The sequence below is a fragment of the Mycoplasma sp. CB776 genome, assembly GCF_054343395.1.
On sequence record NZ_JBTGVD010000003.1, the window covers coordinates 1 to 26,918 of the forward strand.

A 26,918-nucleotide genomic window follows, 5' to 3' on the forward strand; every position below is an offset into this window, starting at 1 on the left:
CCAAAAAAATGGTTGATTTTCTGCTTTTTAGTGTTGACTGGGAAACTCGGGATAAGGAGAAATTTTTTTATGACTAAAAAATTAGAAACTGCTAAAAAACTTTATGAAAAAACAAACCAAAAAACATAAAATTAATTATTTTTCAATAATTCATTAATTGTTTTAAAAGATAAATTTTTTACAATGTTAATTTTATATTTTTTTGGAACAATAGAGAAATTGTATTGAATTTTACTGTTGGATAAATTATAGCTTTCATTTAAATTATAGTTAAAATCCGAATCATTAATTAATGAAAAATCAATAACTTTATTTTCTTCATCAATTTTAGATTTAATTAATACTGATTGTTTTAAATAATTATAATTAGTTTTATATTCTAGTGTTCTATGAATAACAATGCTATTATTTTCAAAAATTTGATCAAATGTTTTATCTTTGAAAAAAATCTTTTCAAATTCTGTTAAAATATCATTTTCGCTTTTTTTAGTTTTGCTATTCTCTTCTGTGTAAAATTCCTTAATAGAAGGAATAATTTTATTTTTAAATTCTTCTTTGTTATTGATAATGTGTATGTCATCATTAAATAAAAGATTATTTGAATTAAGTGAATTATTTTTAAAAATTAAAACATCTGATGTAAAAATATTTTGCTCTTTTTGTTTTTGAAATATTAAAGGTCAATAATCTTTAAATAAATCATTTTTAATAAAAAAATTCTCTTTGTATTGAAACTCTTTATATAAATTAAGTAAAATTTTTTCGTTTTCTTCTTTATTTGTTTTAGAAAATACAATTTCTTTATTTTTTTCTGTTTTAATTAATGTAAACCTTTTCTTTTGTGAAACTAATGATGTTTTTCTCGTAGTTTCTCCACTATCAATTCCAGGCAAATTTAAAACTGATATTTCTAAGATATTAAACTTATCAACTGTATTTTCATCAATTATAAAATTTAAAAAATCATTAGTATATCATAAAGATTCATTTTCTAATAAAATTAAATTGTTTTGTGTTAATTCATTTTCTAATTTATTTCCATTAAGAAAATCTTATTCAAACATTTTTGTAATTTGTTCTTTGGTTAATCTATTATTTATATTGAATTTATCATATAATTCATTAATTTTACTAACAATTTTTTCATCAAAATCATCAATAGTTTTTATTATTAATTTTTTTTCATTTAAAAAGTTAAAATTATTTTCTTTGCTTTCAAATAATTTTTCTCTAAATTGATCAAAAATAAAACTATTATTTGCTTTTATATTTTGTTGGTCTTGTTTAATCTTAATGAGATTTTCAAAATAAATTGATTTTACTTTAATTTGCTCAATATATTCTTTTATTTCTTTCTGAGCACAAGAAAATAATGAAAATGTCATCGGAAAACTTAAACTAATTAATATTTTTCTTTTATTTTTTAACCACATAAGTAAATGCTAAATTATCCTCAATTGAATTTTCAAATAAAGAAGATTTATACTTTTTAATAACTAGTCTAAAATTAGACGATTCTGTAACATCATATTCTATCAATTCATCATTTGAATCACTAGAAATAGAACTACTTACTTGTATTCAATTTCCTGAATTATCCATTTTTTCTAAAATTAAATCATAATCAGAAAACTTACTATTATTTTGTCTTGAAAAAGCAGTTTCTTTTTTAAGTTGTAACTCTTTTATGTGTTCTTTTTCTCATTTTTCATTTTCAGAATTTATTCTATTTAGTTCTGCTACATTTGCAATAGCACCCCCCCAAAGGGCCTAAAAATCATCATCAATTTACTTGTGGATTATATTCAACTCTTTTTTCTTCATTTGTTGCAATGCTTGTTTGTGTTAGTGTTATAGGTACTAATATACCAGGTACTGCAGTTATAAATAAAATATTTTTTTCATTTTTTTTAATACTTTTGATCCTTTTTTAATTTTTGACTTAAATTTATTTAAATCTTTTTAAATTATATCATTTTGCAATGTTTTTTTGGTTATAATATAATAAAAAAATAATTGCTTTTTTTGGACTGCTTTTAAGTTTTAATCATTTCAACCAACAAAAATATTACTTTAATAAAAGTTTTTATATCTAAAAATAATTTGCTTGACTTTTTAGGTATTATCTTATCTGCTAATTTACAACTTACAAAATATTTTGATTTCTTTTATAGAGCAAAACTATTTTTATTTAATACTTTTTATTTAATTTAACTATATTTTAATTAATTTACTTCTGAAGTAATAATAAAAAGTTCAAATTTTTTTATGTTTTTTTGAAAAAAATGATTTTTTTTTAACAAATTATTTATTTTAGGTATATAATTATTTATGGTTGTTATCAACCAAATATTTTCATTTATTAAATTTAAAATTATTGTATTTATTTTTTTATTATTGTTATATTCTTGTTATTAGATTATTTTGTGTATACCCCCTATTATATTTTAGTCTCCTTTCTAAGTTTTTAAATCTTTTAAAGTGTTATTATAATAACTAATCTTAATAATTAAAAATATAAAAAAATTGAAAATCCATTTTGAAAATTACATTACGTTTTCAATATCAAAATCAAGAACAAATTTTCACTGTTTATCTGTTCTTGATTTTTTCTTTTTTTTAGATAAATATAAATATTTTTATTTCTTTTTAATGTATAATTTTTATTAAATATAAAAAATTTTATTAAGGAGAAAAATGTCAAAAATTACAAGCATTCACGCTCGTGAAGTGTTAGATTCAAGAGGTAATCCTACTGTTCAAGTAGAAGTTAAAACAGAATTTGGTGGTTTTGGTTCAGCCATTGTTCCATCAGGTGCTTCAACAGGGACAAGAGAAGCTTTAGAATTAAGAGATCAAGATAACGCTTTTGCATCAAATTGATTTGGTGGAAAAGGAGTTATGCAAGCAGTTAAAAACGTTAATGAAAAAATTGCTCCTGTTGTTTTAGGAATGGAAGTTACAGATCAAAGAAAAATAGACTTAGCAATGATTAAATTGGATGGTACTCCATTTAAGAAAAATTTAGGTGCTAATGCTATTCTTGGGGTATCTTTAGCTGTTCTTAGAGCTGCAGCAGATGAATTAGAAATTCCTTTATATAAATATATTGGGGGAACAAACGCAAGAAAATTACCAGTTCCAATGTTAAACGTTATTAATGGTGGAGAACACGCATCAAATACAATTGATTTCCAAGAATTTATGGTTATGCCATTAGGAGCCAAAACAATAAGAGAAGCTTTACAAATGGCTAATAAAGTTTTCCACAACTTAGCTAAATTATTAAAAAAAGCAGGACACGGAACACAAGTTGGTGATGAAGGTGGATTTGCTCCTAACTTAAAATCACACGAAGAAGCTTTAGACTTTTTAGTTGAAGCTATTAAAGTTGCAGGATTTACACCAGCAACTAAAGGTGAAAATGCTGTTGCTATTGCTTTAGATGCTGCATCATCAGAATTATATGATTCAAAAACTAAAAAATATACTTTTGGAAAATTAAAAGCGGCTATCGAAACTAAAAAAGAAGGATTTGCAAGTTTAACTGATAAAGTTGAATTTACAACAGATGAATTAGTAGAATACTATGGAAAATTATTTGCAAAATATCCAATTATTTCTGTAGAAGACGGATTTGCAGAATCAGACTGAGAAGGATTTAAAAAATTTAATCAAAAATTTGGCTCAACTCACCAAATAATGGGAGATGATTTAACCGTTACAAATGCTTCTATTTTATCAGAAGCTATTGCACAAGGTTCAATTAACTCAATTTTAATTAAATTAAATCAAATTGGTTCAGTTTCTGAAACACTTGACACAATTGAATTAGCACATAAAGCAGGATTTACAGCTGTTGTATCACACCGTTCAGGTGAATCAGAAGATACAACAATTGCTGATTTAGCAGTTGCAGTAAATGCAGGTCAAATTAAAACCGGTTCTTTATCAAGAACAGATAGAGTTGCAAAATATAATAGATTATTAGCAATTGAAGAAGAATTAGCTGAAGCAGCTGAATACGATGGAGAAAAAACTTTCCACAACTTAAAAAGAAATGTTAAGTAATTAAATTATTTTAATATGCCACAAGATGTAATAAAAATTATTTTTATAGTAATTTGATTATTGATAATATTAAGTTTTATCATTTTAGAACTAGCTACTAATGGAATTTGAACAGCATTAACAAGTATAAGTGCTATCCCTTCATTAATTATCGCTTTAGCAACTAAAGGTGTTTATTGAAGCATAATAGCTCAAATTCTTACTTTTATTGTTGTTTGAATTATTATCTATTTTTCAACATATAAATTACTTAAAAATAGACTTTATTCTACCAAAATAGGTGTAGAAAGAATTCAAGGTTTAACTAAATCTAAACCTAATATTTTAATTGAAGATAGTTATGAATATGGAGAAGATACTCAAAATTATGGAAAAATTAAAATTGATGGTAAATTTTATAGAACTATTTCAGTTGAAGGTCAAGGAAAAATAGAGAAAGGAAATTGAGTAAAAGTTAAATTTGTAAAAGGAAATATCCTTTACATAGAAAAAACAACTCAAAAGGAAAATTAGTATGATTTGAATTATCGTTGTTTCTGTTCTTGCTATTGCCATAATTATATTATTAATAATAACTTTAATAAGAAGCATTAGAATTATTCCACAATCTGAATTTGCTGTAGTCGAAAGACTTGGTAAATATAACAAAACACTTAAAAACGGAATAAATTTCCTTTTACCTTTTGTAGACAGAATTGTTAAAAGAGAAAACTTTAAAGAAAAAGTTTTAGATTTCCCAGAACAAGATGTTATTACTAAAGATAATGCAGGAATAAGAGTTGACACAGTTGTCTTTTTAGAAATTACAGATCCTAAACTCTTTGTTTATGGAGCAGAAAATTCTATGAAAGCCATTGAAAACCTTTGTGCTACAACACTAAGAAATCTACTTGGTGAATTAGAATTAGATGAAGCATTAATTTCAAGAGATACTATCAACTCTCAATTAACATTAATTTTAGATGAAGCGTCTGATTCTTGAGGAATTAAAGTACATAGAGTAGAGATTAAGAATATTATCCCTCCTAAAGAAATTCAATCAGCAATGGAAAAACAAATGAAAGCAGAAAGAGAAAAAAGAGCAAATATTCTTGAAGCAGAAGGAAAAAAAGCTTCTCAAATCCTTCTTGCTGAAGGGCAAAAAGCTGCTAAAATTCTTGAAGCTGAAGCTGATAAACAATCAGAAATTCTAAAAGCTGAAGCTAAAAAAACAGCTGAAGTATTAAAAGCTGAAGCCGATCAAAAAGCAATTGAATTATTAAATCAAACAAATATTACAAAAAATATTCTTACTTTAAAATCTATTGAACAACTTGGAGTTCTAGCTAACGGCCAAGCAACTAAAATTATTTTACCACCTAACTTAGGTGACGTTGCTAAAACAATGAGTGTTGCTTCTGAAATATTTAAAGAAGGTGACAAAAAATAAAAACAAAAATATCAAACTAACAAGTTTGATATTTTTAATTTATTTTTTAAAACTAATTTGATTTGTCAAATGCATCAGAAGCAATACTTACTTTTTCTTTATCAATTTCATTAATATTATTTGTTTTTATATCATTTAATTTAAATGCTTCTTTACTTATTATTAATTTTGATAATGGTTCTACAAAGTGAACTGATGTTATTTTATTTCTTTCAAATGCTGCTTTTGAAATTAACTCCAATTTATTTGATTTAAAATCTAAAGAAGTAATTTCATTGTTAAAAAAGGCTGAAATTCCTATTGATTTTAAATTAGAATTTTCTGAAATAACAAATTTTGAAATTTGATTATTTGCAAATGCTTGCTTTCCAATATAAGTAACTGAATCTGATAAAATAACTTCTTTTATTTTGTTTGTTTCAAATGCATAATTACCTATTGTTTGTAAAATAGTTGCTTTTGAAAAATCTAATTCTTGCAACTCATAATCTATTTTTGATGTTGGTAATGTTCTATTTGTGAAAGCTGAATCTTCAATTATTTCTAAAGTTGGAGGAAAAATAATTTTTTTAAGATGATAAGAAACGATAACTTGGTTATCAACACCATCTTTTTTTATTGTTTCACTTAATAAAATTTCTCTACTTTTTTCACCAGCAAAAGCTCCTGTGTATATAGTTGTAATGGATTCTTTGCTCAAGTCTAATGTAAAGGTTTTATGTTCTTTATCAAATATAACATTAACAAATTCTCCTTTATCATTTTTCTTATTTACAAGATTCTCTCCTTGTTTGGTATTTGCATTATTGTCGCCACAAGAAACAGCGACGATAGGTAAAACTAATAATGGACTTATAGATAAAAATATTTTTTTCATAGTTTAAATTTTACACTATTATTTTATTTTCCAATTATAATTTAATAATATGTATAATTTAATTTCAAAAAATAAGCCTCAAGGCGATCAACCAAAAGCAATTAAAGAACTTTCCGACGGAATAAAAAATAATAAGAAATACCAAGTATTACTCGGTGTTACTGGTAGTGGAAAGACTTTTACTATGGCTAATGTTATCAAAGAAACAAATAGACCAGCTCTGATTTTATCACATAACAAAACTTTAGCTTCGCAACTCTTTTCAGAAATGAAAAGTTTATTTCCAGAAAATAAAGTAGAATATTTTGTTTCTCACTTTGACTACTATAGACCAGAATCTTACTTACCAGCTAAAGATGTTTATACAGAAAAATCCAGTAAAACAAACTGAGATTTAGAATCGATGAGAATGTCCACTATCAATGCATTAGTAACTAGAAGAGACACAATTGTTGTCTCTTCTGTTGCTGCAATTTACGGGGCACTTGATCCAAAAGAATATCAATCTAATCTATTTTATATCGAAGTAGGAATGAAATTAAATAGAAGTGATTTATTTAGAACTTTAGCAAAAATAGGTTATGAAAGAACTGATATTGATTTAGAACCAGGAAAATTTAGAACTAAAGGGGATGTTGTAGAACTTTTTCCTGTATGAACTGAAGAATTAACTATTAGAATTGATTTTTTTGATGATGAAATTGAAAATATAGTCTATCAAGAAAAATTAAGTAAAAAAACTACAAAAAAAGTTAAAAATTTTGTTATTTATCCAGCAAACTCTTATACAGTAACTAATGATACAATTGAAAGAGCTGTTAAAACTATTGAATTAGAATTAGAAGAAAGATTATCTTATTTTGACAAGGAAAATAAATTAGTTGAAAAACAAAGATTAAATGACAGAGTTCGTAATGATATTGATTCATTAAAAGAATTTGGTTTTTGCTCTGGAATAGAAAACTATTCAAGACATATGGATGATAGAAAAGAAGGCGAGAAACCTTATACACTTTTTGATTATTTACCTAAAGACACACTTATCTTTATCGATGAGTCCCATATGACAGTTCCACAACTACAAGCAATGTATAAAGGTGATTATCAAAGAAAAAGAAATCTTGTAGATTATGGTTTTCGTTTGCCTTCCGCTTTAGATAATAGACCTTTAAAATTTGAAGAATTTGAAGAAATAGATAATCAAATTATTTATATTTCAGCTACTCCTTCAGATTATGAAGTTGACAAAACGCACGGAGAAATTACAACACAAATCATAAGACCTACTGGTCTTGTTGATCCAATAATTGAAATTAAATCAACTAAAAATCAATTAGAAACTATGTATAAAGAAATTGATAATCAAATTAAAAATAATGAAAGAGTTATTATCATAACAGGAACCAAAAGAATGGCAGAAGAGTTATCATCTAATTTTAGAGAAAAACACTATAAATCAGCTTATATCCATTCTGAACACAAAACTTTTGAAAGAAATGACATATTAAGAAAATTACGTAAGGGAATTTACGATGTTGTTGTGGGAGTTAATCTATTAAGAGAAGGTATAGATTTACCGGAGGTTTCTTTAATTATGATTCTTGAAGCCGATACCAACTCATTCTCCAGAACAAAAGCTGCACTAATTCAAATGATTGGTAGAGTAGCTAGAAATGATCATGGTAGAGCAATTTTATTTGCTGATTCTATTACAAGTAATATTGCAGCTACTTTAAAAGATAATGAAGAAAAAAGAAAAATTCAAATGGAATATAATAAAAAGAACAACATTATTCCTAAAACTATTATTAAACCTATTTTTGATCCAATTCAATCAGTTGAAACAATTGATGCTTTAGAAAAATCTTCTAAAGTCAAAGATAAAAAAGAAAAAGAAGAAATAATAAAAGCACTAATAAAACAAAAAAATGAATATATTGCTAAAGATGATTTAGAAAAAGCAATTCAAATCAGAGACCTGATTTTAGAGTTGGAATCCGATCTCTAAAATAAAGAAAATTCCTTTATAAAAGAACAAATCTTATATAAAGGAATTTTTTATTTATAAAACTTTAGGATTAGAATTTATTATTATTTCTTCTATTTTTCCAGAAGCTAATTTAATAACTTTATTGCATAATTCAGCAACTGTCGGATCGTGAGAAACCATTACAATTGTGGTTCCATAGGTTTTATTAATATATTGTAATATTTTTAAAACTGCTCTTGATGTTTTTTCATCTAAAGCACCTGTAGGTTCATCAGCAAAAATGATTTCTGCATTTTTTGATAACGCTCTTAAAATGGAAATTCTTTGTTGTTGTCCACCAGACATTTGAGAAGGATATTTATATTTAATTTCTTCTATTTCAAATTCTTTAAAAAGGTTATTAATATTTAAAACTTTCTTTTTATCTTTTTGTAAATATGCACCTGTTTCAACGTTATCATAACCATTTAAGTTTTGCAGTAAATTATAACTTTGAAAAATAAAACTAACATTTTCTCTTCTAAATTTTGTTAATTTTGAATCGTTGTAATATGTCAAATTATTATTTGCAACAATCACTTCACCTTCTGATGCTCTATCTAAACCAGAAATAATGTTTAATAATGTAGATTTTCCTGAACCTGATTTTCCAAATAAAACAGCAAAATCTCCTTTTTCTATTTTTAAAGTAACACCTTTTAAAACAGAAGTTATTATCGAACCAGAAAGATAAGATTTTTTAACATCGAAAATTTCAATGATATTATTTTCTGTATTTTGTGTGATCATATCTTTGTGTTTTTTCTTTGGTTTACTATTTGCTTTTTTGATTTTTTTTATTTCTTTTTTAGTAAGTAAAACTGCATTTTCTTCTTTTATTTTACCTTTTAGTTCTTTCTTATTTTGGTTTTCTGTCATTATTTTCCTTTCAATAAATAAATAGCTTTAATTTTATTTAAATTAATTCAAGCAATAAGAGATGTAAGTCCATAAACAAAGAATAAAATTCCTATTGCAGTTAAAGCATGTCATCATTTTAAAGTAAGTATTAGAGCAATAGAACTAGATGAAACTAAAAACGCATTAAATAAAGCAATAAATCCAATAACTAATGGAATAGCAATAATTGTAGCAACAATTATTAAAGGTAAATAAATTCCAAAAAATAGTTTTATTTTCTCTTTGTTATTGTATCCCAAGATTGAAAATATAGCAATGTTTTTTTCGTTCTCCGTAATTATGATATTTGAAATCATAATTAGAATAACAACAGAAACTAAAAAGAAAATAATAACTATAGATAGTGTTAATTTTGAAACTGTATTAGCAATATTATTAACAAAACCTATTTGAATATCTTTAGCATCTACATTTGTAGAAAGCGAATTATAAACATTTTTAGAATATAAGTCGATGAAATTATTTACACCTTGTTTAATTAAGGTTGCGTTTTCACTCTTAAATTTATCACTTGTAATATTCTTATAGCTTAAATCGATATTTTCAATATCAGTAATTGTTCTTTCTTTAAATGTTAATAATTTTTTGATTAATTCATCACTATAACCATTATTTTTTAATACACCAGGTTGATCATCGCTGTTTGAATATATTTGTGCAAAGGCTGTTTCATATTGTTCTTTTGTCTCAATATTAATTAGGTCTCCACCAAATCAATATCCAGAATTTGCATATAAACCAACAGAACCAATAGTTTGCTCTGGAGTAACATCGTTAGATAAAATACCATTGAATCCATCTTGATCTAGTTCACTTAATCCAGTTAAATGATTTGCTATTTTTCTTGTTGTAACTAACTCACTATTAATGAAAGTATTTATAATACCAACTATTTTAAATTTATATTTTCTAAAGGAATTTCCTTCTAAAATTCTTATATATCTATCAATAGGATTTTTAACTTCTAATTCAATTGTATCACCGAGTTTTAAGTTGTTTTTATTTAAAAATACATAATTAACAGAAATAGGATAAACATCATTAATTACCTGTGTTTTTTCCATTAATTCGATTAAATTAACACCTTTTTCATCTTGGATTGATACATATTTAGAATTGTTATTATAACCATAAATTTTTAAACTGTTTTCTTCATTATAAGAAGTATTAATATATGTGTATTTTTCGTTTGTTTGATTGTTAAATAAAATACCGTTAAACGCTATATAAAAATCATTAGAAGGAATTTTTTTATAAGCATCTACTAAGAATTTTCTATATAAATCTCTATGTTGAGAAGTAGTTATTGCTTCTCTATCATATTCTTGAGTTTGAACATTTCATACCATATATCAGAATTTACCACCAGTTGAAACATTTTCATTTTCAATGTATTTAAAATAGTTTTGTGGGTTTGCTTCTGTTCCTACAAATTCAAAGTTGTATTTTTTGCCTGTGATATCAACTTTTTCTACAAAATGAATATCTTGAGTTTTTTCTATTTCTGAAATTGCCATTTTAGAAATTTCTAAAGTTCTTGATCTTTGACTATCAGGCATTGAATTTAAAACTATATCTCAAGGTGAGATGGATAATGATGATTCTACTTGTAATTGAAGTGACGCTCTTGTTAAAATATGGGGATCATTTTCTTTTGGATTACCATTTTTGTCTGAATCACCATTTACAAGAGCTCTACCTGGTTTGAAGTAATTATTTGCTTCAACATTAGATTCAGAAGCAACCCCTAAAGGAACATATAAAAGATTTTCTAATTGATTTTTATCAAAAGTTTGATATTGTCCAGCTTCGATAGTAGGTGTTTCTAAATCTAACTTATACTTATAATTTCTCTTTTGGTATGTTTTATTTACAGTCTCATTAAATACTCCGTTTGAAGAAATTGAGAAAATGGAAATAAAGGCTGTTAAGGTTGTTGAAATCATTAATGAAATTAATTTTCAAAAACTATTTACAGATAATGAAGCAACAAATTTTGTTTTTACATTAGCAAATCTAAATATTTTTAGAAATACCATAGCAAATTTTGAAACATTAATTTCAACTATACCAGACATTAAATCAATTGTTTTTTTTCTTAAAATTCATAAAGCAGATAATATAACTAAAGCTGAAAGTAAGAAAAATGGAAAAATAATGGTTAAAACAAAAGGAATTCATTCAAATGATATACTCTGCGTTGGTAAAGTTCAATAAGATGAAAAGGCGTTTTTTAACACTTGTTGCAATGATAAACCTACTATGTACCCAACAGTTCCACCTATAAAGGTTGTAATGAAAGGGAAGGATATAAATGAGAAAGCTATCATTCAAGAGTTGTAACCTTGTGCTCTTAAAATCCCTAGTACCTTATTTCTTGTAGATATATATCTTTTTGTAATAAATACGGTAGAAATAATTATTAATATAGACATTAATGCAACCATATAAAAGTTAGCATTTGATATAAGTTGAATCAATGAAAAAGCTGTTGAAATTCTTAAACTTCTTTCTGGATTAATAATATCTAATTCATCTTTAGAAAAGACTTTTTTAGTTACTATATTTCCAAAATTATTAGCTATTTCTCTATTTGTTTTTTCATTAAATTCTTGAACATTTGTTCCTGGTTTTGTTTTAACAAGTAAATAATCTTTTAAAGCGCTACCTCTAAAGGATTCACGAGCTCTATCAAAACCTCATTTATTAACATAAACAAGTGCTTGATTTTTAATATTAACTTGTAAATTTTCTTCATTTATTACAGGGAATAAATAATCGATAGTTTGCTCATCGCCTACTATTAAAAATTTAGACCCACTTACATTTATTATGTATTTTTCATCTAAATTATTTATTAGTTTTTCTAACTCTATATAACTAGAAGGTAATTTTTCTTTATATATTTCTTTATTGTTTTCATTTAAAAAACTAGAATTTACTTTTGCAACCAAGGAACGAACATCTTTAAATACTAAAAATTTATTTTCTTCTCTTATTATTGTAGAAGCATTAATTAAATCTAAAAAGATTTTATTAATGTTAATATCAAATAAAATGGTGTCTTGATTGTCAATTGAAAATACTTTTTTATTTAAGTAATCTACATAGGAAAGATCTAATGATAAACCTTTAACACTATGATTTTCTAAATGATATTCAAAAAGAGAATCGCTATATAAATTATAAAATCTTCCTTTTATTATATCTCTATAATTATCAGGATTTTCATTAATAATTTTTGAAAAATCAGTTACTCTATTATTTAAAACAAAGGTTAAATTGGAGTTATTTTCTGCATTATCTGTTCCTGCTGGATTCGAGGTAAATCAAGCTGCTACTATTGGGAAAATAACACTAGAATATGTTGATGATACAGTGTCTGATAAACCTAAAGAAGTAAAAACAGCAGATTGAGTTGTAAAATTCTTTCTTAAATTATTTAAAATTTCTCTATTTAAGTCACCTTTAGAAGCAAAATCGTTTAATAAATCAAATGATTTTTGTAAATTAACAAAGTAATTTGTAGCGTCTTTATGATATCTCTCATTTGTTGCAATTTGTGCTAAATTAGAAGCTAAAGAAACTTTATTTAAAATAAGTCAATCAGCTAAATCTAAACCTGTAATAGCATTTTTCTTTTTATAAATTTCAGAATCAAATAATTTATTTATTTTATTTTTTCATTCATTAGCATCAGCAGTATTTGGTATGTTTTTAAATAAAGTATCTGCAGAATCAAAAGGTTGTGCTATACCACGTCCTATTGGTTGAATGTCTAGTCCTTTAGAGAAAAATGATCTATTTTCAAAGTTTTTCTTAGAATCATACAATTGTGTTTCAATTAATTCTTTGTATAAATAAGAATTTTGATTTTGTGCTTCTCTAAAAAAGAAATTGAAAACTTCTTTTAATTCCGTTGAACTCAATTGACTATTTTCAGAAACAAATTTAATTCAAAAATCATAAAAAATCAAACTATTTACAGAACTAGAATATTCAGAAGAATAAACAACATTACTTACAATTTCTCTAGCTTTTGGTTTTGCTGTATTAAAGGCTCTGTTACCTTGTGTGTTCTCAATAAAAATCTCATATAAATTATCTGCTAAAGTAGAACTAGTATTTGTATTTTTTATAACAAATGAATTATTTGCTTTAGTGAACTTATTAAAAATAAAAAGTTTTAATGTTTCTTTGAAAATAGAGTTTCTTTGACTTATTTCATCAACATCTTTAATGATATCTTTTCCAAAAAATAAATATCTTTTTATAAAGGAAATTTCCGTATTATCAAATTCTTTATCGATTAAAATTTTATTATCAACTTTATCAGAAAGTTTAATTAATTCTTCAAATTTAGCATATGATAATAACTCTAAATTTTGTAAATCGAACAAGTCAAGTTTTTCAGCATCTTTATCTGGTACTGAATAAGTTATACCTAATGCACCTTCTTTTTTGGTTTTACCAGATAAATTTAATATTTCTTCTATTGCTCTAAAAAGAGTATGGGTAGTTGCAGAATCTTTAAAAAATGTTGAAATAAATGCAGTTATTAAATTAGATGTTTTAAGAGTTTTAGCAACAAATAAAACTTTTTGCGGATCTTTTGATTCATTTACAAATTTATAATCTTCAAAATAAGTGTTTTCTAAAGAATTTTCTACTATATTTAAAAGTCTATCTTTATCTAAAATAGAAATTATTTTAGTTAAACCTGAATTTATGTTTTTAAAATTTTCAGAAGAATTATTTTTATCTTTATTTATGTTAATTTTGTCAAAAATATTAACTAAAGAAGTGGTGATTTTTTCTTTTAAAACACTTTCTTTATAAGAATTAATAAGTTTATTGAATAAAATTCCTTTATATTTTTGCTCTGATTTATTATAAGCGGTAGAAAGTAAAGAATCAAAATTAATATTTTTAACTAATATAGTTGCACCTTTTTTAAATACATCAAAATCAATGGATTTAACTAATGGAATAACTAAATCTGAAACACTAAAATAATAATAAGCATGAGTGGAATCGTTTCTCTCTTGTTTATTTCATTTGTTTTCGTATCAATTGTGAATATCAGTTAAAAAAGATTTAAAATCAATTGATAAAATTATTGTTTTTAAACCATCAATAAATTCAATTGGGTTATTTATTATAGTTTTTAACTCTTCTTTTGTATTATCTTTTAAAATATCACTTCAAACATTAATTCCTAAATTAGAAAGAATTTGACCTATTTTATCTATGTTATCAATAAAATAAGTTTTTTGTTCATCTAATGTAGTTCCATTATCTCTAATTTTGTTTTGAATGTTTTCAAGAAAATTATTAAATATTTTGTTTAAAAATTGATCATCATTTTGAATAGTTGCTAAATAAAGTGACTCAAAAATCATTCTTTGCATTAAAGATTGATTATTTTTACCTTTTGTAAAAATATCATAATATTCAGTAACGAAAAAAGCATCTTGAGTTGCAGTTAATAGTTTATCTAATTCATCTACTTTTATGAAGTTTTCTCTAACTAATTCACTATTAACTATTGTTTTTTTAAGACTATCAAAAAGTGTTTTTACTGTTTTTGATGTTTCTATTTCTTTTAGTAAGGCGCTGGAAGGTGTTCTATATATGAAAGGAACATTATAAGTATTTGAAAAGTTTTCATCTGTTTTGTATCAACCATTTTCTCCTACAGAAACTTTTAGACCTAAATGTTTAGATTCCATAAAATTATTTAATTCTGTAAGAGTTAAAAACTCTTTATTATCAACTAAAACTTTAATTCAGGAATCTTGTGTTTTTTCATAAAGAGTATAACCATTTTTTGAATTTCCAACAGCAAAATTCACTGTTTTTTCTTTATTTTCTAAAATTACTACTTTTTCTTTTGAAAAATTTGCAGGAAATAAAGCTAACTTTTGACTAGAAGGAATATCAATAAATTCAATGGTTGGATTTAAGTATTTAGAATCAGGAACAAAACCTTGAAAAATGGCATTTATAATTTCTGCACTATATACAGGATTGAATTCATTTTTATCAAAATTAGGATCAGCATTAATAAATAAGTTACTTTTATGAAAATATTCATTAAAAAGTTTTCCTACTTCTTGCTTGTGGTTTGGATCAAAATATTCTTCATTTATTCCTGCATCAATAAATTGAAAAATTTTGTTTTCTCCTTTTTTTTCATCTATTGCTGTTGTAGTAATAAATCTTCTTCTACCAACTGAATCAACTTCTTTTTCGTTTTTCACATAATCAAAGATTTTGTTTTTTATTGTTGTAGAAACTGCATTTCTAAGTTTTAAATAAGTTAAATCTACTATTTCTTCATTGGATAAAGATGCTAATTGCTGTGAAGTTAAATTTTGAATATTATAATTGTTTCCTAAATTTTCAATATCCTTAATTGATGTGGTTTTACCATCTGGTCCTTTTATTAATAAAGTTAAATCATCTTTTAAAAGATTTTGACTAATAACAATAGGTTCTTTATTTGAGATAGTTTTTACTATTTGCTTTTCTCAATAATGTAGCTTTTCAATTTTTTTAAATTCTTCAGGATCATTGTCTTTTAAATTTGCTAAATAATTAGAAAAATTTTTAGAAAAATTTCCTTTTTCTGGTTCAATATCTAACAAAGTAAAATTATGTAAAATAAATTTGGTTTGATAACTAACTCTTGAAACTCATTCATCTTTAAGTTTATAAACATTAGATTTAGAAAATTGGAAAAAATCTGGCAGTGATTTATGAATGTCGTTTTTTAAAAATAACTTTTTAATTACAGGAGCTGTATTTTCACTACCATTCATTAAACCATCAGGTTTTAAAACAATATTATAGTTTCAAACTTGTTGAGGAGCCGATCATTTTGCTATGTTATCTCAACTAAATAATTCACTTGTATAATCTTTTTTATAAAATAACTTTCAATTATTGTTATTATCTTTATGAACTCCGATTAATTTTGCTGTTTCATCTTCTGTTAATAAATATAAAATACCATTTCTTTCTCATGAGTTGATTTTAGAAACATCAAAAGTTGCTTCTTTGGTATTTAAATTAATTCCCATTCTATTTATGGAAGATATTATATGATCTTCACCTTGATTATGTAATAAGTAGCCTTCTGAACCGTTACTTGAAATGTTTATAACTTCAGAAATTTTGTATCTTTTGTCTAAAAAAACTGCAGTATTATCCTTGTTTAAGTAATAGGAAATTTCTTTTTCTTTAAATGTTCCATCAGCATTTTTTAAATAAGTTTTAAAAAATTTGCTATCGGTTTTTAAAACTTGAAATTGTTTATTTTTTAAATCAAAATTAAAATCTTTATTATCAATATTATTTATATTTTTATTAACTTCATATTGAAATAAAAAGTCTTGAGCACTTATATAATAATTCGCTTTTTCTCCCTTAACTCCCAAGTCAGAAAGCAAAATAAATTGTGATTTTATTTGAAAATCTAAAATTTCTTTTATAGCTTTTTGATCTAAAGTGTATTCAATTGGTGTTTCTTTTTTATATCCATTATCTTTAGCATTACCGCTAAAGTTAACATCTAAATCTACTGTTGAATCATGTAATTTAGAAACTGCATTATATTTATTTATTTGTCTATTAAAAGATTCTTTTACACTAAAAAGTAAAGTAAAAACACCTGTAGTTAAAAAAAGTAAAATAGATAAACTTATTGTTGTTATTTTTGATAAAGATTTAAAAATTTCTTTTAATAATTTAAACATAGTAAATACCTCATTTTTTAATAAAATATAAAAAATTATACTATTTTTTTGCTAAAAATAAACTTTTTGAAAATTTTACTATTTTTTATAATATAATAACTTAGCAAGTTAATTTATAGAAAAGAAAGAAGGAAAAATGAAAGTTTTAGTTATAAAAGGTTCTATTTTATCTGGAGAATCTTCAAATTCAAAATTAATGTCAGATAAATTTGTAGAATTTTATAAAGAAAAAAATCCAACTCACGAAATTATTGAAATGGATTTAAATAAAGAAAAAGTGGCTTCAATCTCTTTAAATTCAGAAAATATGAAAACTTTTTGACAAGATGTAGAAGCAATGAAATTAGTTGATTTATTAAAAAGTGTGCAAAAAGTTGTTTTTTCAACTTCAATGATTAATTTCAACTATTCAGCAGTTGTAAAAAACTTTATTGACGCTATTTCAATGGCTAATGTAACTTTTAGCTATAAATACAGCAAAAAAGGAGAAGCAAAAGGTCTTTTAGATCATTTAAAAGTTCAAATTTTAACTTCTCAAGGAGCGCCTGCAGATTGATATCCTTTTGGAAACTTTACAGAAAATTTAAAAGGTTTTTGAAACTTTTTAGGAGCTAAAGTTGTTGAACCAGTTTGATTAACAGGTACAAAAGTTGAACCTTTCGCTTCTTTAAGTAAAGAAGAAAAAGTTAAAAGTATTGAAGATAAAATCAAAAAAGCTGCATTTGAATTTTAATTATTTGTTTATAATATATACATATGAATAGAAAAAAAGTTAAAATAATTCAATTACCAAATAATGTTCTAAGAGAAAAATCAATTGATGTTCCTTGACCATTAACTGAAGAAGATGAACTTCTAGCACAACAAATGATTGACCACATTGACTATTCACAAGTTGAAGGTCAAAAAATGTATAGACCAGGTGTTGGAGTTGCTGCTGTTCAATATGGAATATTGAAAAATATGTTCTATATTAATGTGAATAACGGTCCTGATGATATAGTATTTAGAGATATTATTATAAATCCAAAAATACTTGGTTTTTCTGAAGACAAAATAGCTCTTCATCATGGTGAAGGTTGTTTAAGTGTTAATGAAAAATGACCTCATCAAGAAGGTTTTGTTAGAAGAAGAAAAATAATTAAAGTTGAAGGTTATTCATATTTTAGTAAAGAAAAGAAAATATGAACCGTTTCAGGATATGTTGCAATTGTTTTTCAACATGAACTTGATCACTTACAAGGAAAATTATTTATTGATCATATTGATAAAAAACAACCTTGAAAAAAAGAAAAAGAACTTGAAACATTATAAGAAAGTTAGCATTTATTTGCTGACTTTTTTCTTTCCCAATTTAGGTTCAAAATTGCCAAATAACGCTGTTTTACAGTGGTTTTCGATTTTTAGTTTCCCAGTTTTCCCTAAGAAATTAGAATAAAATAGGAATTTATAAATTTTTACTATATATAGTAATTTTTATTAAAAAAAATAAAAAAATAATTGCACTTAATTGCATTTTGTGGTATAATATAAGGATGGAAAAGAAAAATTTAATATTATTTAATGTTTCAGGAAACAAAAAAGGTGTAATTTATAAATACGTTGGATGAACAACTGGTTTTGGAAAAGCACCAACAAGATGATTCAGTCTTGGAAACTTAGAAAAATTACTTGAGAAAAAAGAAAATGCAGTAGAAATTCTAAAAGAAAAACTAAAATCTTTTTCTTCACTGGATAAAAAAGAAAGAGTTCAGTCTGCATTATTAGAAGCTTTAGAAAGCGATGAACTTGTAAGAGTAAATAAAAATGTCGGATACGAACTAATTGAAGAGTTACTCAATAAACACAACATTTTTGAGTCTTTTGAGAAAACAAGGCATAAAGAAATGAAAAAAATCTTCAATTTTTTAGTTGCAAAAAGGATTTATAATCCTTCAAGTATTTTTTCTTCTTTTAGTGAACAAGGCGAATTTAATAGTGATATTTCAGCATCAAAAAATAGTTTTTATAGACTTCTAGATATTGTTGAAAACAATCAAGCAAATCTTGTAAATGCACTACATCAAATGGTATTAAAAGAAACAAATAGAAATTTAAGTGAGATTTATTTTGACTCATCAACTGTTTATTTTGAATCTTTTCAAATAATGGGTTATAGACAAACTAGTTATTCTAAAGATGGAAAGTTCAAAGAAGATCAAATTGTAATTGCCTTAGCATGTGATGGAAATGGAGTCCCTTTCCATATTAAAGTTTTTAGTGGTAATACTCCAGATTCAAAAACTATGATTGAATTCTTGCTTGAACTTGAGCAAATGTATAAAATTAAAAACATAACTGTAATTGCCGATCGTGGAATGAGTACGTCCGGAAATATCAGATTTTTAGAGCAAAAAGGTTATGGTTTCATCATTTCTTACAAAGCAAAAGCAAGTTCTAAAGAATTCAAAGAATATGTTTTGAACGAGAAAGATTATGTTTATGTAAATGATAATTTAAAATACAAATCTACAGATTTCCTTTCCGCTTTTAAAAACAAAAGGGTTACAAAAAATGTCAGAAGACGAATTGTAACTATCAGCAAATCAAGAGCTTTAAAAGATAGAGAAGATAGACAAAATTTAATTAATAATTTCAAAAAGAAACAAAATAAAGATGGAACTGTTGATTCTTCAAAAATGCTTGGAACTAAAAAATGTAAATACTTTACTGAAATATCAAAATTAAAATTTGAATTGGATTACAAGAAAATTCAAAGAGACGAAGAATTCGATGGTGTTTATGTATATGAAACTAATTTATTAAATTTAAGTGAATCTCAAATAATTCATTTATATTCAAAGCAATGACAAATTGAATCAAATTTTAGGAGTTTAAAAAGTTATTTAGCAATAAGACCAACTTATGTTTATTTAGATAGTCACATTGTAGCTCACACACTTTTATGTTTTGCTTCATTAGTCGTTTTAAAATTATTTATTCATAAAACAAATGAATATTATTTCAAACACAGAATTAATAACCATCTTACTGAATGACAATTTATTAAAATTTTAAGTTTAGTAAGAGAAGAAATATTTATAAATAACATTACCGGAGAAGAAATAGAAAGAAAAAGAGAAAAATCAGGAAGTGATATAGATCTTTGAAACAAGTATGATGAGATCAAAAAAATTGTAATTAAATCAGATAAATAAAAACCGTTTTGCCCCATAAAACAGGCGTAAACGGTTTTTTAATTCTTGAAACTGGGAAAGACGGATAAAACTGATGAAAACAACCATAATATCAAATATTGATACGATATAAAAAGAGTTTTATCAAAAATGGTATAAAGAAAAAACAAAAACAATAAAATCAACCAAAAAAATGGTTGATTTTGTGTTTTTTGCTATTAACTCGGAAACTCGGGAAAAGTGACATTTTATATCTGTAATTACAGATTTTTTATCAAATGCTTTGTTTTTTTTTTTTTTTGTAGAATTGAGTATAAGAAAGGAGAATAATATGGATGTTATAATAGCAGTTACCGGTATTGTATGTTTTTTAGTGATTACTGGTATGATTGTTCTTTTTGTAATGTTTATTGCTAAAAAATTTGGTAAAAAAACAAAATCAAGTTCACTATACAATAATAAAAATAAAGAAGTTGAAAAAACAGAGCAAGATACTAAAAAATAACAATATCTTATAAATAAATTAGGTGGAGTAAAATCTACTCTTTTTTATTATTAATTTTAGGTAAAACCGGGAAACTCGGGTAAATTATTTATTGATCATATTGATAAAAAGCAACCTTGAAAAAAAGAAAAAGAACTTGAAACATTATAAGAAAGTTAGCATTTATTTGCTGACTTTTTTTGTTTCCCAGTTCAGTTTCAAAATTTCCAAATAATGCTGTTTTACGGTAGTTTTCACTTTTTAATTTATTTTTTTACTTGCTAATTTTTAATTTAACAAAAATTATAATTATTTATTTTCTTTTTCAGAACATTTATATTTTACTCAAACTCATTGACAACTAAAAAACAACATATTCTCAAATAAAAATGAAATTGTAATTATCTGATTTTTTCAGTTGTCTCATCACAATTTAGCTAATCAAATATTTATCAAAATTAGCATAAATCAAAGAACTATAAAAATTAATTTTAGTTTTTTTCTATTTAAAAATTTACAAAGATCACTATGAAATCTTTGATCTTTAATAAAATGATTTTTAATTTTTGGATAAATTTGTTTAATAAAAATTAAAAAAATTATTATGATTACAAAAGGTAAAAAGAGTAAAGCAATGTTAACTATCAATCAAAAGTAGTTAATTAAGTTGTTATAAATATAAAAAGATAATTCAATTAATCCAGCTATGAAAGATATAAAAAATAAGATTAATACTATTATATTAATCTTTTTTTTCATTGTTTTTTTCTTCTTCTAATAATCTTTGTTGACTTTCCAAAATAGCTGCGTTTTCTTCTATGATAATTCTTTTCAATTGTTCATCATCCATATCTTTAGGAACAGAAAGGATTTTTCCATCAATAAGTGTTACTTGTTTCATTTGTTGTTGGTATTCATTTGCTATTCTGATTTTTTCTTCTTCCATATCTATGATTGCTTGAATTTCTTCTGGAAATTTTCCTACTTCTAATGTTAAAATTCGTCCGTTAGATAACTCTATATTCATATACTCTATTTTTCTTGCATATGAGTTATTAAATAAGTTTAATATTGCTTGATCTGAACTTTCATCAATAAATACTTCAAATTTTTTAGTTGCTTCTTCAGTGAAAATTTGGAATGGATTTTTTTGTGAATATTGTACAAGATTTGCTGATGATCTTAATTTATCAATAATATCAATATGATTTTGTCATTTTTGATCTAGTGCACCAAGTAAAATTTGTCTTTCTAATTTTACATATTCTTCTTTTAAATTTTCGATCAAGTTAACTCTTAATACGTTAAAATAAATGTCTTTCATTTTTTCTTTTAAATATTCAATCAATTCATCATAATGATGTTCACTTATTTCTTTATAAGTAAATTCTACTTTAGAAATTCTTGAAAAATTCTCATTTAAAAATTTAGTTAAAACATCATATTTTACTTCTTTATTTGTTTTTAAAATGAAATCAAAATTCATAAAATTATCTACTGATCTTTCAATAATTCTAATGATATAATGATCCAATTCTTCACTTTCTAAAATAATATCTCTTTGTGTATAAACTAAATCTCTTTGTTGTCTAATAACGTCATCAAAACTTAAAACATTTTTTCTGTTATCGTAGTTTAAACCTTCTATTTTTTTCTGTGCTCTTTGGAAAAATTTGTAAATAGACTTTCCTGGAATAGGTTCATCACTATCACTTCCAAAATTTTCTTTAATTTGATCAAATTGAGAAAATCTTGTCATTAATTGATCTTCAATAGAAAGGAAAAAACGGGAATAACCTACATCTCCTTGTCTTCCTGATCTTCCTTTTAACTGATTATCTATTCTTCTTGATTCAGATTTATCTGTTCCAAGAACATATAATCCACCTTTTTCTAAAGCTTCTGGAGTAGGTTTAATATCGGTTCCACGACCTGCCATATTTGTTGCAATTGTAACTGATCCTACTCTTCCGGCATTAGCAATAATTTCTGCTTCATATTCGTTTTGTTTAGCATTTAAAACAGTATGTAGAATACCTTCTCTAACTAAAAGTGAATGTAAATATTCTGATTCATCAACTTGTGAAGTTCCTACAAGGATAGGTTGACCCAATTTATATTTTTCTTTTATTTCTGCAACAATTGCTTTATATTTCGCTCTTGCAGAAGGGAAAATTAAATCAGTATCATCAAATCTTTTTATTGGTCTATTAGTTTCAATAACATTTACTCTTGTGTTATAAATATCAATAAATTCTTGTTCTTCAGTTTTGGCAGTACCTGTCATACCACAAAGTTTTTTAAACATCCTGAAAAAATTTTGATAAGTTATTGTTGCTAAAGTTTTAGTTTCTGGTTCTATTTTAATCATTTCTTTGGCTTGAATAGCTTGCTGTAGTCCTTCAGAATAACTTCTTCCTTCCATTATTCTTCCAGTAAATGTATCTACTAGTTCTATTTTTCCATCTCGAACAATATACTCAACATCTTTTTTCATTATTTTATGTGCTCTTAAGGCATTTTGAATGCTATGAACTAATTCTGAATGTTGAATATCATAAAGATTTTCAATATTAAAAAAATGATTTGCTTTATCTATTCCATTATCATTTAATTTAACTGCTTTACTTTCTCAATCAATATCAAAATCTTCATCTTTAAGAATTCTTACAAATTGATCGGCAATAAAATAATTATTTCCACCACTTTTTTCACCACCAGAAATAATCAAAGGAGTTTTAGCTTCATCAATTAAGATAGAATCCACCTCATCTATTAAAGCGTAGTTGAGTCCTCTTTGTACTTTAGATTCTTTTTGTGTAACCATATTGTCTCTTAAGTAATCAAAACCTAATTCAGAGTGAATGGAATAAGTAATATCACAAGCATAAGCAGCTTTTTTTGTTAAAGAATCCATCTGTGATTTATTAATTCCAACTGTTAAACCCATTCAATTATGCACTTGACCCATTTCGGTAGCATCACGTTCTGAAAGGTATTCATTAACTGTTGAAACAATTACCCCTTTACCTTCAAGTGCATTTAAATATACAGGAGCAATAGAAGTAATAGTTTTTCCTTCTCCTGTTTTCATTTCTGCAATTGAACCTTGATCCAAAATTAAACCACCCAAAATTTGTACATCATATGGGAATTTGTTTAACACTCTTTTTGTAGCTTCTCTAACTGCTGCAAAAGCTTCAACTCTGATATCTTCAAGAGTTTCACCATTTTTTAAACGTTCTTTAAATAATTGTGTTTGATTCTGTAAATCTTCATTACTCATTGAAGAATAAATGGATCTTTTTTCATTTATTTCTTTTAGCAATTTTCTTGCGATTTTCATCTCTGTGGATGTTGAAAAGAATTTTTTAATTTTATGTAACATATTATTTTAAATTTTACTATTTTTATGAAGAAAAAAAAGAAAAAAAGACCAATAGGTCTTATTTTGAAGAAGTTTTTTTAGTTTCTTTTTTAACTGTTTTAGAAACAGGTTTTTTTACTGATGTTTTTGGTTTAGAAGTTTTTGTTTCTTTATTTTCTTCTTTTTTAACTTTAGAAACTATTGTTTTCATTTTTTGTCCAATTTTTCCTGAATTGTATTCAATCAATCTATCGATAACTTTTCTGTTTATGATAGGAATTTGTAATTGGAATTTTGAAACCATTTGTTCAACAGCTTCTGGTGTTGTTTTGTAAAGTTTTGCAAACTTTTCATATTCTTTTTTATAATCTTCTTCTGTTGCTTCTAATTTTTCAATTCTTGAAATTTCAGCAAAAATTAATGATGTTTTTAAGTTGTGAATTGCTTCTTTTTCAAATGTGTCATTTAATGTTTTTGTGTCTAATTTAAGTAAATCAGCATATTCTTTAAGTGAAAAACCTTGTTCTTTTAATCTTTCTTCTGTTTTTCTTTGAACTGCCATTTTTTCTTTGTTAATTAAAACTGAAGCTAAAGGAATTGTTGTATTTTCAAAAATTTTGTGAAATACTTTGTGTTGAAAATCAATTTTTGATTTTTCTGTTTTTTCTTCAAGTAAAAGTTTTTTTAGATATTCTTTTAATTGAGAAACTGTATAAACATTTTCAATTTTTAAATCAGAAACAAAAGCATCATCTAATTTTACTTTTTCATATTTTTTAACATCTTTTACATGAATTTTAAATATTGCTGGTTTACCTGCAAAGTTTTTTGCATGGTAATCTTTTGGAAAGGTCACTTTAATTTCTTTTTTGTCACCTTTTACAAAACCAATCATTGATTCTTCAAATCCTTTAATAAAATTTCCTGAACCGATTTTTAATTCAAAATCTTCTGCTTCTCCACCTTCAAATGGTTCATTGTCAATAAATCCTTTAAAATCAAAAAGCACAACATCTCCATTTTCAATTGCTTTATCAGAGCTTATTAAAAGTGAATGAGATTTTACAATTTTATCTACTTCAGAATCAATTTCTTCTTTAGAAACAGTTGGTGCTTCATAAGAAATATCTAATCCTTTGTAGTTAGAAATTTTAAATTCTGGATAAACTGGATATTTAAATTCTATTACTAATTCTTCTTTTGAAACTTTAACTGGATTTAAAGCTGCTTCATCCAATACTTTATCACTTTCTATAATTTGTTCTTTTGCTAAAGAAGCTAATTTAGGAGCTATTGAATTTGCTGCTTCTTGAATTACTTGTCCTTCTGAAATTAAACTTTCAGCTTTTGCTAAAGGAACTTTTCCTTTTCTAAAACCAGGAATTTGTACTGATTTTAATAATTTGTTTTTTGCTTTTTTTTGTGCATCTAATCATTCTTGTTTATCTGCTTCAACTGTTATTACTAATTCTGCAGTTTCAGCTAGCATTTTTCTTTTTGCCATATAAAAAACTCCTCTGTTTTTATTAATAATATATTTAATTATAAAGTATTTTTTTGTATTTTATAATTTTTTATTCTTCTTTTCAAATTTCTATTTTAGGTTCTTCTTTTCTTTTGTTTTCAACAACTTTAAAATATAAGTTATTAATATTAAATTTGAATTTTAAAGTTAATTTTTTGTTTGTTGTTTTCTCTAAAAAAGAACCAATATTTTCATTTTCATTTTCGTCTAAATTTATTGAGAAAAAATCATTAATTTTAGAGATAGCTGTAGAATATTTAACCATGATTTTTGAACTTTCTTCCAACTCATAAAAATCTAATTCGTCTCTATAATCATGTTCATCATATATTTCTCCAACAAGTTCTTCCAAAATATCTTCTAAAGTTATTAAACCAATAACTTTTTTATCATCATTACTCTTAGTGATAAAACCTAATTGACTTTTATTTTCTTTCATTTTTTTTCAAGCAACTTTTAATAAAGAATTTGAAGAAATATAAGGAACTTCCACAATGTAATCATCTATATTAAAAGTTTCTTCATCAGATAAACCGAAAATGTCTTTTAAAAGGATTATACCTACAAATTTTTTATTTTTTTGAACAGGAATACGGGAAAATCCCGTATTTTGGAATATTTCTTTAATTTTTGCTAAACTATTTTCATAAGAAACATAAGTTATTTTTTTCAATCTAACATAGTGCTTAGTTACTTTTATGGAATCAAAATCTAGTGCATTTCTTGCAAGAATAGATTCTTCTTTTTCTAAAACACCTTCTTTGTAACCTAAATCTAAAATGTGTTTAAGTTCATTTTCTGTATTAGTAACTTGATCTGATTTAACGAATTTTGAAATTAAAAAAGTTAATGGTCAAAATAAGTAATGAAAAAATAAAATTAATAAATATGTACACTGTAAAAATTTTATTGGATATTTTCTTGCTAAAATTTTGGGCATCATTTCACCAAAAATAACAATAATAGGAGTCATAACTAAAGTAGAAACGATAATTTCAAAAGTTTCCTCTGTTATTCAACTCGAAAACAATGAGGATAAAATTACAGAAGAACCAATATTTACTATATTATTTCCTATTAAAATTGTAGATAATGTAGATGGGAACATCTCATATCTTTTAATTATCACTTTTTTTTGAAAGTGTTTTTTGCTATTTAAATTTTCTTCTAATTTTGCCCTAGAAACAGTTGAATAAGCTGTTTCAGAAGCTGAAAAAAACGCTGAAAGAACTAATAAGAAAATTAAAATTATTATAAATATAATTTTCGACCAACTCAT

General features: G+C 24.6%; 18 protein-coding genes. 8 read left to right on the forward strand and 10 right to left on the reverse strand.

What is annotated here, in order from left to right; translation table 4 throughout:
- Positions 1–131: 131 nt before the first annotated feature.
- The 3 genes from ACXX86_RS00545 to ACXX86_RS00555 all read right to left on the reverse strand — a co-directional run bounded on the left by ACXX86_RS00545 (position 132) and on the right by ACXX86_RS00555 (position 1,602).
- Complete coding sequence (locus tag ACXX86_RS00545) at positions 132–893, reverse strand: hypothetical protein (RefSeq protein WP_458560683.1); 762 nt, start codon at positions 891–893, stop codon at positions 132–134.
- 159 nt (positions 894–1,052) lie between these two features.
- On the reverse strand, positions 1,053–1,385 hold the full coding sequence (locus ACXX86_RS00550) for a hypothetical protein (RefSeq protein WP_458560684.1): 333 nt from the start codon (positions 1,383–1,385) through the stop codon (positions 1,053–1,055).
- Between the two features lie 31 nt (positions 1,386–1,416).
- The gene (locus ACXX86_RS00555; RefSeq protein ID WP_458560685.1) at positions 1,417–1,602 is read right to left on the reverse strand and encodes a hypothetical protein; all 186 of its coding nucleotides are present in this window, start codon (positions 1,600–1,602) and stop codon (positions 1,417–1,419) included.
- A gap of 1,095 nt (positions 1,603–2,697) precedes the next feature.
- Between ACXX86_RS00555 and eno the strand changes: the two genes are divergently transcribed.
- The 3 genes from eno to ACXX86_RS00570 are packed head-to-tail and all read left to right on the forward strand — an operon-like array spanning position 2,698 to position 5,500.
- Positions 2,698–4,071: a phosphopyruvate hydratase gene (gene eno / locus ACXX86_RS00560; RefSeq protein ID WP_458560673.1), complete on the forward strand. Its 1,374-nt coding sequence runs from the start codon at positions 2,698–2,700 to the stop codon at positions 4,069–4,071.
- A 15-nt stretch (positions 4,072–4,086) separates the two neighbouring features.
- Entirely contained in the window at positions 4,087–4,584 is a 498-nt protein-coding gene (locus ACXX86_RS00565; protein WP_436358878.1) for an NfeD family protein, read from the forward strand.
- Between the two features lies 1 nt (position 4,585).
- Positions 4,586–5,500, forward strand: coding sequence for an SPFH domain-containing protein (locus ACXX86_RS00570; RefSeq protein WP_436358877.1), 915 nt, complete (start codon positions 4,586–4,588; stop codon positions 5,498–5,500).
- A 52-nt stretch (positions 5,501–5,552) separates the two neighbouring features.
- On the opposite strand, the gene ACXX86_RS00575 is transcribed toward ACXX86_RS00570, so the two are convergent.
- Positions 5,553–6,377 carry a leucine-rich repeat domain-containing protein gene (locus ACXX86_RS00575; RefSeq protein ID WP_458560942.1) on the reverse strand — a complete coding sequence of 275 codons (825 nt, stop codon included), beginning with the start codon at positions 6,375–6,377 and terminating at the stop codon, positions 5,553–5,555.
- Between the two features lie 49 nt (positions 6,378–6,426).
- On the opposite strand from ACXX86_RS00575, the gene uvrB reads away from it, so the two are divergent.
- Positions 6,427–8,385 (forward strand): excinuclease ABC subunit UvrB, encoded by a 1,959-nt coding sequence (gene uvrB / locus ACXX86_RS00580; RefSeq protein WP_458560943.1) that lies wholly within the window; start codon positions 6,427–6,429, stop codon positions 8,383–8,385.
- 54 nt (positions 8,386–8,439) lie between these two features.
- Here uvrB and ACXX86_RS00585 read toward each other — a convergent pair whose 3' ends face one another.
- The gene (locus ACXX86_RS00585; protein ID WP_436358874.1) at positions 8,440–9,285 is read right to left on the reverse strand and encodes an ABC transporter ATP-binding protein; all 846 of its coding nucleotides are present in this window, start codon (positions 9,283–9,285) and stop codon (positions 8,440–8,442) included.
- Positions 9,285–17,087, reverse strand: a complete 7,803-nt coding sequence (locus ACXX86_RS00590; protein ID WP_458560944.1) for an ABC transporter permease — start codon at positions 17,085–17,087, stop codon at positions 9,285–9,287. Before ACXX86_RS00590 ends, ACXX86_RS00585 begins: the two co-directional genes overlap by 1 nt.
- A 136-nt stretch (positions 17,088–17,223) precedes the next feature.
- Between ACXX86_RS00590 and ACXX86_RS00595 the strand changes: the two genes are divergently transcribed.
- The 4 genes from ACXX86_RS00595 (at position 17,224) to ACXX86_RS00610 (ending at position 20,768) form a co-directional block, all read left to right on the forward strand.
- Complete coding sequence (locus ACXX86_RS00595) at positions 17,224–17,820, forward strand: FMN-dependent NADH-azoreductase (protein ID WP_436358872.1); 597 nt, start codon at positions 17,224–17,226, stop codon at positions 17,818–17,820.
- 23 nt (positions 17,821–17,843) lie between these two features.
- On the forward strand, positions 17,844–18,401 hold the full coding sequence (gene def, locus ACXX86_RS00600; RefSeq protein WP_436358871.1) for a peptide deformylase: 558 nt from the start codon (positions 17,844–17,846) through the stop codon (positions 18,399–18,401).
- A 221-nt stretch (positions 18,402–18,622) separates the two neighbouring features.
- A complete protein-coding gene (locus ACXX86_RS00605) occupies positions 18,623–20,284 on the forward strand; it encodes an IS1634 family transposase (RefSeq protein ID WP_436358870.1) in 1,662 nt (553 codons plus the stop codon).
- A gap of 310 nt (positions 20,285–20,594) precedes the next feature.
- Positions 20,595–20,768, forward strand: a complete 174-nt coding sequence (locus ACXX86_RS00610) for a hypothetical protein (RefSeq protein WP_436358869.1) — start codon at positions 20,595–20,597, stop codon at positions 20,766–20,768.
- A gap of 288 nt (positions 20,769–21,056) precedes the next feature.
- Here the strand turns inward: ACXX86_RS00610 and ACXX86_RS00615 are convergent, their stop codons facing one another.
- From ACXX86_RS00615 to ACXX86_RS00630, 4 genes are all read right to left on the reverse strand, one after another.
- Positions 21,057–21,506, reverse strand: a complete 450-nt coding sequence (locus ACXX86_RS00615) for a hypothetical protein (protein ID WP_436358868.1) — start codon at positions 21,504–21,506, stop codon at positions 21,057–21,059.
- Positions 21,490–24,135 (reverse strand): preprotein translocase subunit SecA, encoded by a 2,646-nt coding sequence (gene secA, locus ACXX86_RS00620; protein ID WP_436358867.1) that lies wholly within the window; start codon positions 24,133–24,135, stop codon positions 21,490–21,492. The genes ACXX86_RS00615 and secA overlap by 17 nt, the downstream gene beginning before the upstream one ends.
- A gap of 58 nt (positions 24,136–24,193) precedes the next feature.
- Positions 24,194–25,618, reverse strand: coding sequence for a trigger factor (gene tig, locus ACXX86_RS00625; RefSeq protein ID WP_458560545.1), 1,425 nt, complete (start codon positions 25,616–25,618; stop codon positions 24,194–24,196).
- Between the two features lie 70 nt (positions 25,619–25,688).
- Positions 25,689–26,918, reverse strand: a complete 1,230-nt coding sequence (locus ACXX86_RS00630; RefSeq protein WP_436358865.1) for a CNNM domain-containing protein — start codon at positions 26,916–26,918, stop codon at positions 25,689–25,691.